A 12,969-nucleotide genomic window follows, 5' to 3' on the forward strand; every position below is an offset into this window, starting at 1 on the left:
CCCACCCATAACTTGATAAAACAGGCCATGGACACGGCTGAGGCCTCTGCCTGCTTATTATTTTTTTTGTTCTGATACTGAATGATTTAGGTAGATGACTAATATTTCTACCAGAAATTTTTTTTGATTTTTCAGAAGATGTTGTACTTTTATAGTGCACTAGTTAAGTAGTACACTAAATCACAGAAAATGATTCACATCCAATCTCTGAAATTCAGCTACCGCCAAAACAGGCCCCTGTTCGAGGATCTCAACCTCCACCTGGAAGCTGGTCATATATATGGCCTCCTCGGTAAAAACGGCGCCGGCAAATCCACGCTGCTCAAACAGATAGCCGGATTGTTATTCCCCGACGGGGGGACCTGTAAGGTCTTAAATTATACATCTGCCCAAAGGCAACCAGCATTACTCCGGGAAGTATTCCTGGTACCGGAAGAGTTCTTTCTGCCCAAGGTCAGCATCCACACTTATGTGAAATCTTATGCTCCTTTTTATCCCCGCTTCGATGAACAGGCTTTCTACAGCTACCTTAAAGAGTTTGCGATACCACAGGATCAGCAGCTCACCAACATGTCTTACGGACAAAAGAAAAAAGTGATCATCAGTTTCGCCCTGGCTACCAACACTAAAGTGCTCATCATGGACGAACCTACCAACGGCCTGGATATCCCCTCCAAAAGCCAGTTCCGCAAAGTGATTGCAGCCGCTGTTACAGATGATAAGTGCATCGTCATCTCTACCCACCAGGTAAGGGACCTCGACAATCTGATAGACAGCATCGTCATCATCGATGATCACAAAATCATCTTCAATCAAAGCGTAGGCAGCGTAACTGACAAACTCAGCTTCAAACTGCTGACTCAACTCGACGACCGGCTGCCGGTATTATATGCCGATAGCAACCTGCGCGGCCATGCCGTAGTCATGAAAAATGTGAACATGGAACAAAGCCGCATCGATATGGAACTGCTCTTTAACGCCATTCTCTCCAACCGTCAATCTATTCAGGAACTCTTTAACTAATTAATATGCAACCTAACAACGTACTGGACTTCCGCCGCTTCGGCTTTTATCTCCGGCAACATCTGCTGGCGTCCTGGAAATCCTACATGCTGGGCACGCTCGCCATCCTTGGTATTATGCTGCTATTTCCCCTGTTCATATTGGTGACAGGCAACATCCCCAACCGGATGACTGACCTCGTTGGTTTTTATTATGTGGGACTCTTCTTTGCCGGAATGCTCTTTACCAGCATGTCTTTCACCGACTTCATCAACAAGGAAAAAGGCGTACACTTTCTCATGTTGCCCGCTTCTCTGTTTGAAAAATATATCAGCATGTTTCTCATTACCAGTATAGGCTTCCTGCTAGTGTACAATCTCTGTGCATCTATTGGCTTCTTCGCCATCGATAATGTGGTGCGCTCTAAAACCGGGATGGGACTGGCACGTAACTGGGAATTCTTCAACACCAAAAACGGAGCGATATATTTTTACTACGGATATGTTTTCCTTCATGCCGTCTTCCTGCTGGGAGCTATCTCTTTTCAGCGACTGGCTTTCTTCAAAACATTTGTCACTACGCTGCTAATCCTCGGCGGACTGTATCTCCTCAACACCATTTTTGTATGGATACTCTTTGGCAACAAAATGTACTATCCTTTCCAGCAGGTGCCATTCCTCCTGGTAGCGACAAAAGGTGGAGTGTACAATAGCGAGATGTTTATCATCTCAGAAAAGATGATTAAAAGCTATGCCTTCATTGCCGAGTATGTACTGGCCCCTGTTCTGTGGACCATCGCCTATTTCCGGTTAAAGGACAAGGAAATTTAAAAATTTTATGAGATGGAATTTAAAGATTCACAAGCCATTTATCTGCAGATTGCAGACTACATATGCGAACAGGTGCTGCTCAACAAATGGCAACCAGAAGAACGCATACCCTCAGTAAGAGAACTGGCCGTTGCCCTGGAAGTCAACCCCAACACCGTAATGCGCACCTGCGAGCTGCTACAGCAACAGGAAATCATCTACAACAAAAGAGGCATCGGTTACTTCATCAGCAGCGATGCCATTGAAAAAATCAGGCAGTTCAAAAAAGAATCCTTTATCACTAACGAGTTGCCCAGCCTGTTTCGCAGCATGTATCTGCTAGACATCGATATGGACGAGCTAAAACCGTACTACGAAAAATTTAAAAAATCTAATTTCAAATAACATGAAAACTAGCAATAAATTATTCCTCGGCTTTTTAGGACTGGTCGTGTTATTGATGTTAAGTACAGACATTGTGCTGCGAGCCAATTACAGCAAGGGAATTACCAATAGTGACCACGATCGGTCGGGGGAAAACAAGCCCATCACAACCACCCTGCCACCCTTTAAAGTGGTGTTGGTAACCACCGCTTCCGGCGCCCCACAGCAGGATTCCACCAAAGCAGTGGAAGTACGCCAGGGCAACAACAGCAGTACCACCACCACCGTTAGCAGTGTATGGGATAAAGGTTATCTCAACATCAGACAGGCTGATAAATATGTACTGACCACCAACACCGGCGACAAGGTACAATTCAGGAACTCCGGCGACACCTTGTTTTTACTGGTATATAATTCAGGAGATATACACCTCACCGCTCCACAGATAGAACAGGTGATCGCTCCCTCTTCTCATCTGCGTATAGATGAAATGAAAGAGGACCGTTTGACAATCATAACCGGCCCACATGCAACAACTCATATTAACGACAGCAGGATAGGCTCCCTCTCTTTTTCAGGTGGCATCGAAAGCACGCTGGACATATCTGAAGGCACCCTGACAGACAGCCTGAAAATAAGATTGGACAAGGCCAGCAAACTTCGTTTAGGCGCATCCTACAAATACGGAGACATACAGGTAGACAGTTTAAGGGAGATGTACATCCAGGGCAACAGCATTCAAAACATCAAACAAATAAAATAAATATTAATAAAGATAGTTGATAACGTGAAAGCATATACGTTTTTACTATTTCATAACAGGGATGATTTTCCACTCGTTCCTTCATCACTAAAGTTAATCATAAATAAAAAGCGTCCTGATGTTCATCAGGACGCTTTTATTATTTTTATGGCAATTGTTGTTATTTGAACTGAGTTGCAAGATAAGCCATGGTGCCCATTCCTATCTCTATGCTTCTTTCATCCACATCAAAGGTAGGTGTATGCACACCGGAAGTGATACCTCTTTCCACATTGCCGGTACCCAGGCGGAAGAAACAGGCCGGTACTATCTGTGAATAGAAGGCAAAATCTTCTGCGCCCATTCTTAATTCGGTATCTTCTACCTGTTGTTTGCCGAGATACTCCTCTGCAAAACCACGTGCTTTGGCAGTTACCTCTTCATTATTATACAAGGTAGGATACCCAACCAGTATTTCGACATCTATTTCAGCACCCAGGGATTCAGCAATACCCATCACCTGTTTGCGGATCAGCTCATGCGCTTTAAAACGCCAGGTTTCATCCATTGCTCTGAAAGTGCCCATCAGCTTTACTTCGCTGGGGATTACGTTGGTCGTAAAACCACCATTGAAAGCGCAGATAGATAACACTGAAGGAGAGAAAGGATTGTTATTGCGGGAGATGATTTGCTGCAGGCTCACCACCAGCTGAGATGCCACGAGGATGGTATCTACAGTCAGGTGTGGCTGTGCAGCGTGACCGCCTTTGCCTTTCACGGTGATGTAGATCTCGTCGGCACTGGCCATGTATTTACCGGCGCAGAAACCTAGTTTGCCAGTTTCCATGCTGGGCTGCACATGCAGGCCCAGGATAGCGTCGGGGCGCGGATTTTCCAACGCACCTTCTTCAATCATGATGCTGGCGCCGCCGGGGTGTTTTTCTTCTCCGGGCTGAAACAGTATTTTGATAGTCCCTTCCAGTTCGTCTTTCAGCTCATTTAAAATTTTGGTAGCACCCAGCACTACGGTGGTATGTACATCATGTCCGCAGGCATGCATCACGCCATTATTGACAGATTTGTAGGGTACATTATTGGCCTCCGTGATAGGGAGTGCATCAATATCAGCGCGCAGCGCGATCGTTTTGGATGCTGGATTTTTCCCTTCTATCAATGCTATGATACCGGTACCGGCAACACCAGCCTTATAGGGAACACCAAATTTATCCAGCTGCTGCCGGATAAATTCGGAGGTATTATATTCCTGAAAAGATAATTCGGGATGGGAGTGAATATGCCGCCTGATCTCTACGAAGGCGGGGGCATAGGCTTTAGCCAGCTCTTTAATACGGTTCTTCATTTGATAGTTCTTTATCCGGTGACACGTTGATGATAGCCGGTACTACAAATACACCGCCAGAGAAGAGGCTGGATAATTTGTCGCGCAGTTCGGAGGCTTCTTCACGTGTTTTAAAATCGCCTACGCGTACTTTAAAATAGGGTGCCTGATAATCCATGTAAGTGCGGTAATCGTTGTACAGCTGCATTACACGGGCTTTGGCTTCATTGGCATCGCCGCGTTTGTTGGTGGAGATAACCTGTACCCGGAAGCCGGACTGACTGCGGACCGCCAGGGTATTGATATAGATCTGTTTTCTGATCAATACGTCGAGGCGCGGGTCTTTGGTCACTTTCACGGTTCCGTTGCCAGCCTGCGCATAGTCCTGCGCCATGGCCCAGCTACTTCCCAACAGGCAGCAAACCAGGATGAATAATTTTTGCATGAATACTGTATAATTAAGAATTAATAATCACTGTCAGCTGTAGCCACTCCACCTTCCTTCACAATGTTGACACTGGCACTGGCGCCGATACGGGTAGCGCCGGCTTCAATCAGTTCCTTCGCAAAAGCAAAGGTACGAATACCTCCGGATGCTTTGATCTGTATGTTATCAGGTAAATTGGCCCTCATCAGTTTTACGGCTTCCACCGTAGCGCTTTTTTCCGCATACCCCGTAGACGTTTTCACGAAATCCACGCCGTACTTGCTGTAGAGCTGGCAACACTTAACGATCTCTTCTTCCAATAATATGCCACTTTCGATGATCACTTTGATCACTTTTTTCTTTTCCCGGACGATATACATCAGATTGGCAATCTCTTTTTCCAGATATTCCCAGTCGTTGTTTTTAACAGCAGTGATATTGATGACGACGTCCAGTTCATCCACTCCGTCTACGATGGCGAGTACTGTCTCCGCCACTTTGGCTTCGATGGCGGAATAACCGAAGGGGAAACCGATAACGGTAGCCACTTTGGTATTGGTGGCGCCCAGAAACTGCTTCGCCACTTTCACATACAAAGGAGGCACACAGGCAGCAGCAAAATCATATTCCACACACTGCATGCACAACGTTTTGATGTCTTCCAGGGTGGTGGTAGGTTTTAAGATGGTATGATCAATATATCGGTTAATCTTCATGACAAGTAGTATAAAATCGGAGCCAAAAATAAACAATAAAGCGGATTACGTATTTCACATTGGGAAATGCTACATCCGTAATCCGCCTTAAATATGTTGTAAAATCAATGATTACAAGTCCTTACCGTGGCAGTTCTTGAATTTTTTGCCACTACCGCAGGGGCAGAGATCATTGCGGCCTACTTTAGGGCCTACTCTTACCGGTTCTTGTTTCTCTTCCGGCATATCATATTCCGGAGCTGCTACCTCATGACCGTTATGTTCGATGATATCTTCATGGGAAGCGCGCATGCGGCTCATATCGGTTTTTTCCTCATGGCCTTCCCGGATCTGCTCCTCCTGTCTGTCCTGGTCCTGGCTTACAGGTATACCGCATTTGCAGAGGAAGGAAACGATATCGCGGCTGGTTTCACCATCCATCTGTTTAAACAGTTTGAAGGCTTCCAGTTTGTAGATCAGCAGCGGGTCTTTTTGTTCGTATACGGCGCCCTGAACAGACTGTTTCAGTTCGTCCATAGCACGCAGGTGTTCTTTCCAGGCTTCATCGATGAGAGCCAGGGTGATGCTGCGTTCCAGGGCGTTCATGGTTTCGTGGCCATCTGTTTCCACAACTTTTTTCAGGTTGGCCAGTACGTTAACACCTTTTTTACCATCGGTGAATGGGATGGAGATGTTTTCAATATGGTGACCTTGTTCGTTGTAGATACGTTCTATCACCGGCAGGGTGTTGGAAGTGATATCCTGCACTTTGCGGCGGTAGTTTTCCAGCGCCTGGTGGTACAGTCTGGAAGCCAGTGTAGGCACATCTGTACGGACCAGTTCTTCCTGGGTGATGTTGGCATCGATAGCGAAGTTGATGATGGCGTCCATTTTGAAAGCTTCGTAGTCGCCGCTTTCTTTATGGGTGATGACCATATTTTCTGCTACATCGAAGAAAGCGTTGTCGGTATCGATGGCCAGACGTTCGCCGAACAGGGCGTGGTTACGTTTGGCATAGATCACGGTACGCTGTTTATTCATTACGTCATCGTATTCGAGCAGGCGTTTACGAATGCCGAAGTTGTTTTCTTCCACTTTTTTCTGGGCTCTTTCGATAGAGCGGGTGATCATACTGTGCTGGATCACTTCACCTTCTTTGTAGCCCATACGGTCCATCAGGCCGGCGATACGTTCGGAGCCGAACATACGCATCAGGTCATCTTCCAGGGAAACGAAGAACTGTGAAGTTCCGGGGTCACCCTGACGACCGGCACGACCACGCAGCTGTCTGTCTACGCGGCGGCTTTCGTGTCTTTCTGTACCGATGATGGCCAGACCACCCGCTTCTTTCACACCAGGTCCGAGTTTGATGTCCGTACCACGACCCGCCATGTTGGTGGCGATGGTCACTGCACCGGGCAGACCGGCTTCGGCCACGATCTGGGCCTCACGGGCGTGTTGTTTGGCGTTCAGTACGTTGTGCGGTACTTTTTCGAAAGTCAGCATCTTACTCAGCAACTCAGACACCTCTACGGAGGTAGTACCTACCAGTACCGGGCGTCCTTTGGCCTGCAGACCTTTGACTTCTTCTATAACAGCTTTATACTTATCTCTTTTGGTTTTGTATACCAGGTCTTCTGAATCCAGACGGGAGATAGGCAGGTTGGTGGGGATGGTTACCACATCCAGCTTGTAGATTTCCCAGAACTCACCGGCTTCAGTAGAAGCTGTACCAGTCATACCGGCCAGCTTATGGTACATACGGAAGTAGTTCTGCAGAGTGATGGTAGCGAAGGTCTGGGTGGCAGCTTCCACTTTCACGTTTTCCTTGGCTTCGATCGCCTGGTGCAGGCCGTCGGAGTAGCGGCGGCCATCGAGGATACGACCTGTCTGTTCGTCTACGATCTTCACTTTACCGTCCATTACCACGTATTCCACATCTTTGTCGAACAGGGTATAAGCTTTCAGCAGCTGCTGAACGGAGTGGATACGATCTGACTTCAGGGCATAATCCTGCAGCATTACTTCCTTACGTTGCAGTTTTTCTTCAGGGGAAACTGACATTTTTTCAATTTCCGCCAGTTCAGAACCTACGTCAGGCATCACGAAGAAGTTAGGATCTTCGCCGCCCTGGGTGATCAGGCTGATACCTTTTTCTGTCAGGTCTACGCTGTTTTGTTTTTCTTCTATCGCGAAGAAGAGGCCTTCATCTACTTTCGGCATTTCCCTTTGCTGGTCTGCCAGATAGTAGTTTTCAGCTTTCTGTAATAATACTTTGATACCAGGCTCGCTGAGATATTTGATCAGGGCACTGCTTTTTGGCAAGCCTCTCCAGGCGCGCATCAGGGCCAGACCACCGGTTTTCGCGTCGTCTTTACCTTCGCTGATCAGTTTTTTAGCTTCCAGCAGGTACTGGTTGGCTGCTTTTTTCTGCATTTCCACCAGGTACTGGATACGTGGTTTTAATGCGTGGAACTCCTGTTCTTCACCGCGGGGGATAGGACCGGAGATGATGAGCGGTGTACGCGCATCGTCTACCAGTACGCTGTCCACCTCATCCACCATAGCAAAGTGGTGTTTGCGTTGTACCATTTCATCCGGGCTGTGTACCATGTTGTCACGGAGGTAGTCGAAGCCGAATTCGTTGTTGGTACCGTAGGTGATGTCTGCCAGGTAGGCATTCCGGCGTTCCGGAGTATTGGGTTGGTGTTTGTCGATGCAGTCAACGGTGATATCGAGGAACTCGAACAGTGGGCCATTCCACTCGGAGTCACGACGGGCCAGGTAGTCGTTCACGGTTACCACGTGCACCCCTTCACCAGCGAGGGCGTTGAGGTAGGAGGGCAGGGTAGATACCAGTGTTTTACCTTCACCAGTGGCCATTTCCGCGATTTTACCCTGGTGCAGTACTGTACCACCGATCAGCTGAACGTCGTAGTGTACCATGTTCCAGGTCACTTCGTTGCCGGCGGCTTTCCAGTTGTTTTTCCAGATAGCTTTATCGCCATCGATGGTCACATAGTCCTTTCTTACGGCCAGCTGGCGGTCCAGCGCTGTTGCGGTGGAAGTAATGGTAGGATTGGTGGCAAAACGGCGGGCAGCTTCTTTAACTACAGCAAAAGCTTCAGGCAGCAGGCTTTTCAGGACTACTTCCAGCTGTTTGTCGCGGTCTTTCTTCAGAATATCAATTTCCTGATAGATGGTATCTTTCTGTGTTATATCTTCTACGGCTTCTGCCGCTTCTTTTTTCTCGTTGATCTCCTGGTCGATTTTGACAAGGTGGGCGCTGATGCGCTCGCGGAACTCCTGTGTTTTATGACGCAGGTCGTCGATAGGCAGGGACTGCAGCTTTCCATACTCCTCATTGACCTGCTGCACTATTGGAGTGACAGATTTGATGTCTCTGTCAGATTTGTTCCCCCCAAAAAGTTTTGTTAAAAAACCTAACATGTTGAATGTTTAATTACGAATTACAATTTTGTTTCTAACGTCTCCCCGTCCCGGCCTGAAGCTATGTCAGTTGGTTTTTCCCTGCTTCCAGCCTGTGGCACAGAGGCTGCGGGCTTAGTCACTGGATAGACGGAAAATACAAGTTACTCAAATATTATGCTTGGAAAGCAGAACTGTCAAGGTGTCAGTTTTGTTGTAGGCTGCTTTGTCAAGGGTGGTAAAATTATGAATAAATTCGGGGAAATGGAGGGATTTAAGCGGGAATTAAACATACAAATTACGAATTACGGATTTGCAGGAAAATTATAGGCAAACTCCCTGCAAATCCGCTTCATCCGGTACCGGGGGTTATCTTTCGCGGTAAACCAGATCTACAATTTTGCCCAGCCCCTGATAACTCCAGGTAAGCTTCAAAGCATCATTTCTGTCAGGGATGCTGTACACCCTGATGACCCCATTCTCCGTATCCGGACGGGTTGCATCATAACTGCCCACCACCAGGGAATTGGTAAGGTTGGTATAAAAATCCTTCCCATAGGAAGCAAAAAACGGCGCCTTCATGACACTGATCTTTTCAGTACCCAAATCCGCCATCAGCGTAGCTTTGTGGATAAAAACATCATATTCATACAAACGGCCGCCCACAGCATAAAACACATATCCCAGCTGGTTGCTGACCGCAAAAACAGTAGCCTTATCCAGCTCCGGTGCATCCGTCATCTCGGTATAATAACTCTGTTTTACCCCGCCCCTGGTGACATTGATACAGTAGGTGTAGTATTTGCCGGCATCATCTTTCATAATGGCAAACACGTCTCCGCCACCATAAGAGGTGGGCACCATGTATACCAGCTCTTTCCCGGTGGTGTAGGAAAACAGCTTCCCGTCCTGCAGACTGTTGCATTTGGTGCCCGACATCATCGCATCATGTACCACAAAACGACGTTTATCCCTGTCATACAGCAAATGCAGGCTGGTACCGCCATACCCACCGGCAATAAACGGAGCTGGATTAAAAGCCGTCTTTTCATCGTCTACATAATTAACAGGCGCCCCGAAAGCTTTACCTCCCATCATCTGATTCCTGTAAAACACCTGTTTACCCGATATCAGATAATCTACGCCCATATACAGCGGCGAATTATAGAACAAATCAACACTAAACCCGGCATTTACAGGCGTCAGCATCTCATAACGAATACCATAGGTACTTTTCCAGGTAAAATTCTCCCCTTCAAACCGCTCCAGGCCATCCCCTGTATTGAGGTAAAACTGTCTGCCAGCGCTGGTATATTCAAACACCAGCTGTTTAGCCCCATGCCTTGCCGGCAAACCGGCATTGGTAAAAGTCATCACATCCTGGATCAACCGGTCCTGCTCTCCAAGCCGGCTCACCATATCGATCCGCACAGAACCTTTTACATCGCAGAGCGCCACCCAGCCCTGGTACACCGGGGATTGCACCGTAAAATGAAAGCGGCGAAACCATTCCACCCCGGTCTGTTTGTCTTTCACCCGGTAATAACAGTCATAGCCGGCTGGCCGCAGCTTCACCGGATAAGACAGGTCTCTGTAAGACCCGATCAGCACATTGGACACATCACCGGGTACCGAGGAAGCTCCGTCAATCAGCGCTTCCCAGCGATAAGTATAACGTCCGGTATCACCCTGGTCCTGTGTGGCAAACAACTTAGGACTGATGCGCAACGTGTCTTTGAACAGAATAGCATATTCTTTATTTATACCAGTAATGCTGTCCACATTATTGATCTCATGATATTGATAGTTGCCCTGGTCTTTGTAACAGGCGGTATTAAACAGGCAGATGATACATCCACCCAGCAACAGCTTGATATAATTCGTTTTCATCTTGATATCGTTTTGATGTTAACTGGCCTTACTGCATGTACTTACCCATCTTCATAGGTGTTCCATCTTCTTCCATCACAGGCGTTCCGGCAGCTTCCATGTCTTTAAGATAATTTTTCAGATAATTGGCGTAGAAGTTGGTCGCGCCCGGATCGGCAGTAGACACCTTGGTATAAAACTCCATAATGGATACCTCCAGCAAATCACTCATCAACATCATCTTTTTAGCGGTGAAAGGCCCGTAAAAATCATCATACCAGCCCTTATCAGGCTTGTTCAGCCTATTATCCACAATGATCACATGTCTTACCAGTGACACGAATTTGTTGTTGGTTTTGTCTTTTACCCAAACCCCTAACCTGGTAGAAAAGTCACTGTTGTTTTCCAGTTGCAAGGTCACGGAGAAAGAGCGTTTAGCCATTTCCGTTGTCTTATGCAATTTTACCGGCAGATAACAGTTCACACTGTCTGCCGGTATTACAATCTTTGATGGTATCTCAAACTGGCTACCTGCAGTGGCTGCACTGGCACTGGTATCAATCACCCGGTAACCGACAGCTCTTTCATGGCCGGCAGGTGTACCCAGCGCCCGTACCAACAACCGTATGGTAGTATCCTGGGTAGCAGGCGTATAGGCAAAAGTGACGATCGTTGTATCATATATTACTTCATTTCTCGCAACGGAGAAATAGATATCATTGGTAGTTGAATAAACAGGAATTTCAGCTTTCCTGCATGCTGCTGTCAGCAGCAAACCCGCTGCTATAGCGGTGATATACCGGATATTCTTTTTCATGGCAATAAGCTGGATTAGTTTCTGAATTGTGATTCGTCCAGGGGAATGGGCAGCACATATCTTTCTTTCGTCATAGCAACGGTACCGGAACCGGTACCACCGGGTATGCTGGCCGTAAAAGTGCGTTTGTAGTAGAAGAACATCTGACCTTCTCCATAAAACTCACGTCTGTAATCTTTCAGCAGTTCTGCAGCAACACCTGCGCCCGGCGCTATCAATACCGCTCCACGGTTCTTACGCACTTCATTCAGGTAGGCAATGGCTGCATCAGGGTCCGGTTCGCATTCCGCTGCGATGAAATACATCTCCGACAAACGGATCATCGGTATCAGATTACGGAAACGTTTACCAGGTTCTTCTACATCTGCATACTTGTAATAGCAGCGATAGGATTTCTGATTGGAGCCCGGTATCATCCAGGCATTATAATAACGGTAATCATTGGCATTGTTACCAAACTCGCTGCTAAGGCGGCCCGACTCTGTATACAGGATATCATTGTCTTTCAGCCCCGGATCAAAGTAAGCTTTGTATTTATCGTTGCGACGACTATCCTGCAAAGCAAACAGCAGCTCACTGGAAAATACTCTGTCAGGATTTTTAGGATCACCGGAAAGATCACTAAACTTCACAAAAGGAAAGAATACACCGGCATTGCTGATCACATCTCTGGCATATCTCAACGCCATAATTTTATCACCACGGTATAAATACACCCTTGCCTTCAAAGCCCTCACTGCAAAGTAATTCAGCCGGAGGTTACGGTAATTCCAGGCATTCCCTTCTCCACCATCCTTGTCTTTACCCAGCGTAATACCAGCCAGTACAGGGTCTTTCGTCAGTAATGCTTCAGCTGCATCCAGATCTGCCAGCACTTTTTCGAGGAAGTCATTCCCTTTCTGATAAGGCTCATAGCTGGTAGTGAATGCACTGTAATAAGGTAAACTGAGAGCGGTGGAATCTTTGGAGTACACCGGCCCGAAAAGACGGAATAAATCAAACTGGATCATCGCACGCAAAGCCAGGGCTTCGCCTTTTACCCATTGATAATGATCACCCCTGAAGAGACTTTTTTTCTGATCAATGACAGACAGAATTTTATTGACATTGGCCACCATTTTATACATGGCAGACCAGGTATTACCAAACATACCTTGCGACACCGGGTCTGTATACTGATAGGACGCCAGCTTGTATAAACTATGACCGCCACCCACATTATACCGTTGTCCGAGCACCTCGATCATCTGCATGGTCATCTGTCCTCCATAATTTCTGGCATCGGTCATGTCCAGATAAACGCCGTTCAGGGCGGTGATAAAACCGTCTTCGTTCTCCAGCAAAACATTTTCGATGACTTTATCACGGGGCTTCACATCCAGCCACTTCTTGCAGGAAGTGCAGGACAGTATTACCAGTATGATAACGCTGATGGATATATGTTTTTTCATTTTTT

At 47.0% G+C, this 12,969-nt stretch carries 11 protein-coding genes; 4 read left to right on the plus strand and 7 right to left on the minus strand.

Annotated elements, in window-relative coordinates:
• Positions 1–189: 189 nt before the first annotated feature.
• Genes DF182_RS10215 through DF182_RS10230 form a run of 4 tightly spaced genes read left to right on the plus strand, consistent with a single transcriptional unit; the run spans position 190 to position 2,958 of the window.
• Positions 190–1,023, plus strand: a complete 834-nt coding sequence (locus tag DF182_RS10215) for an ABC transporter ATP-binding protein (protein ID WP_113615525.1) — start codon at positions 190–192, stop codon at positions 1,021–1,023.
• 5 nt (positions 1,024–1,028) lie between these two features.
• Positions 1,029–1,832: a hypothetical protein gene (locus tag DF182_RS10220; protein ID WP_113615526.1), complete on the plus strand. Its 804-nt coding sequence runs from the start codon at positions 1,029–1,031 to the stop codon at positions 1,830–1,832.
• A 12-nt stretch (positions 1,833–1,844) separates the two neighbouring features.
• Positions 1,845–2,216 (plus strand): GntR family transcriptional regulator, encoded by a 372-nt coding sequence (locus DF182_RS10225; protein WP_113615527.1) that lies wholly within the window; start codon positions 1,845–1,847, stop codon positions 2,214–2,216.
• Position 2,217: 1 nt separating this feature from the next.
• A complete protein-coding gene (locus tag DF182_RS10230; protein WP_113615528.1) occupies positions 2,218–2,958 on the plus strand; it encodes a hypothetical protein in 741 nt (246 codons plus the stop codon).
• 160 nt (positions 2,959–3,118) lie between these two features.
• On the opposite strand, the gene DF182_RS10235 is transcribed toward DF182_RS10230, so the two are convergent.
• The 7 genes from DF182_RS10235 to DF182_RS10265 form a co-directional block, all read right to left on the minus strand.
• Entirely contained in the window at positions 3,119–4,297 is a 1,179-nt protein-coding gene (locus tag DF182_RS10235; protein WP_113615529.1) for a M20 metallopeptidase family protein, read from the minus strand.
• A complete protein-coding gene (locus DF182_RS10240) occupies positions 4,281–4,721 on the minus strand; it encodes an SPOR domain-containing protein (RefSeq protein ID WP_113615530.1) in 441 nt (146 codons plus the stop codon). The genes DF182_RS10235 and DF182_RS10240 overlap by 17 nt, the downstream gene beginning before the upstream one ends.
• A gap of 20 nt (positions 4,722–4,741) precedes the next feature.
• Positions 4,742–5,419: a deoxyribose-phosphate aldolase gene (gene deoC, locus DF182_RS10245; RefSeq protein WP_113615531.1), complete on the minus strand. Its 678-nt coding sequence runs from the start codon at positions 5,417–5,419 to the stop codon at positions 4,742–4,744.
• Between the two features lie 111 nt (positions 5,420–5,530).
• A complete protein-coding gene (gene secA, locus DF182_RS10250) occupies positions 5,531–8,848 on the minus strand; it encodes a preprotein translocase subunit SecA (RefSeq protein WP_113615532.1) in 3,318 nt (1,105 codons plus the stop codon).
• Positions 8,849–9,196: 348 nt separating this feature from the next.
• Positions 9,197–10,717, minus strand: a complete 1,521-nt coding sequence (locus DF182_RS10255) for a PKD-like family lipoprotein (protein ID WP_113615533.1) — start codon at positions 10,715–10,717, stop codon at positions 9,197–9,199.
• A 28-nt stretch (positions 10,718–10,745) separates the two neighbouring features.
• Positions 10,746–11,513 (minus strand): DUF4843 domain-containing protein, encoded by a 768-nt coding sequence (locus tag DF182_RS10260; RefSeq protein ID WP_113615534.1) that lies wholly within the window; start codon positions 11,511–11,513, stop codon positions 10,746–10,748.
• 14 nt (positions 11,514–11,527) lie between these two features.
• Complete coding sequence (locus tag DF182_RS10265; RefSeq protein ID WP_161964112.1) at positions 11,528–12,964, minus strand: RagB/SusD family nutrient uptake outer membrane protein; 1,437 nt, start codon at positions 12,962–12,964, stop codon at positions 11,528–11,530.
• Between the last annotated feature and the right edge of the window lie 5 nt (positions 12,965–12,969).

This window comes from Chitinophaga flava (assembly GCF_003308995.1).
Taxonomy (GTDB): domain Bacteria; phylum Bacteroidota; class Bacteroidia; order Chitinophagales; family Chitinophagaceae; genus Chitinophaga; species Chitinophaga flava.

Bases quoted from the DNA above. Each gene is read 5' to 3' on its own strand.
- DF182_RS10215 (WP_113615525.1), top strand. From the start codon at position 190: ATGATTCACATCCAATCTCTGAAATTCAGCTACCGCCAAAACAGGCCC.
- DF182_RS10220 (WP_113615526.1), top strand. From the start codon at position 1,029: ATGCAACCTAACAACGTACTGGACTTCCGCCGCTTCGGCTTTTATCTC.
- DF182_RS10225 (WP_113615527.1), top strand. From the start codon at position 1,845: ATGGAATTTAAAGATTCACAAGCCATTTATCTGCAGATTGCAGACTAC.
- DF182_RS10230 (WP_113615528.1), top strand. From the start codon at position 2,218: ATGAAAACTAGCAATAAATTATTCCTCGGCTTTTTAGGACTGGTCGTG.
- DF182_RS10235 (WP_113615529.1), bottom strand. From the start codon at position 4,297: ATGAAGAACCGTATTAAAGAGCTGGCTAAAGCCTATGCCCCCGCCTTC.
- DF182_RS10240 (WP_113615530.1), bottom strand. From the start codon at position 4,721: ATGCAAAAATTATTCATCCTGGTTTGCTGCCTGTTGGGAAGTAGCTGG.
- deoC (WP_113615531.1), bottom strand. From the start codon at position 5,419: ATGAAGATTAACCGATATATTGATCATACCATCTTAAAACCTACCACC.
- secA (WP_113615532.1), bottom strand. From the start codon at position 8,848: ATGTTAGGTTTTTTAACAAAACTTTTTGGGGGGAACAAATCTGACAGA.
- DF182_RS10255 (WP_113615533.1), bottom strand. From the start codon at position 10,717: ATGAAAACGAATTATATCAAGCTGTTGCTGGGTGGATGTATCATCTGC.
- DF182_RS10260 (WP_113615534.1), bottom strand. From the start codon at position 11,513: ATGAAAAAGAATATCCGGTATATCACCGCTATAGCAGCGGGTTTGCTG.
- DF182_RS10265 (WP_161964112.1), bottom strand. From the start codon at position 12,964: ATGAAAAAACATATATCCATCAGCGTTATCATACTGGTAATACTGTCC.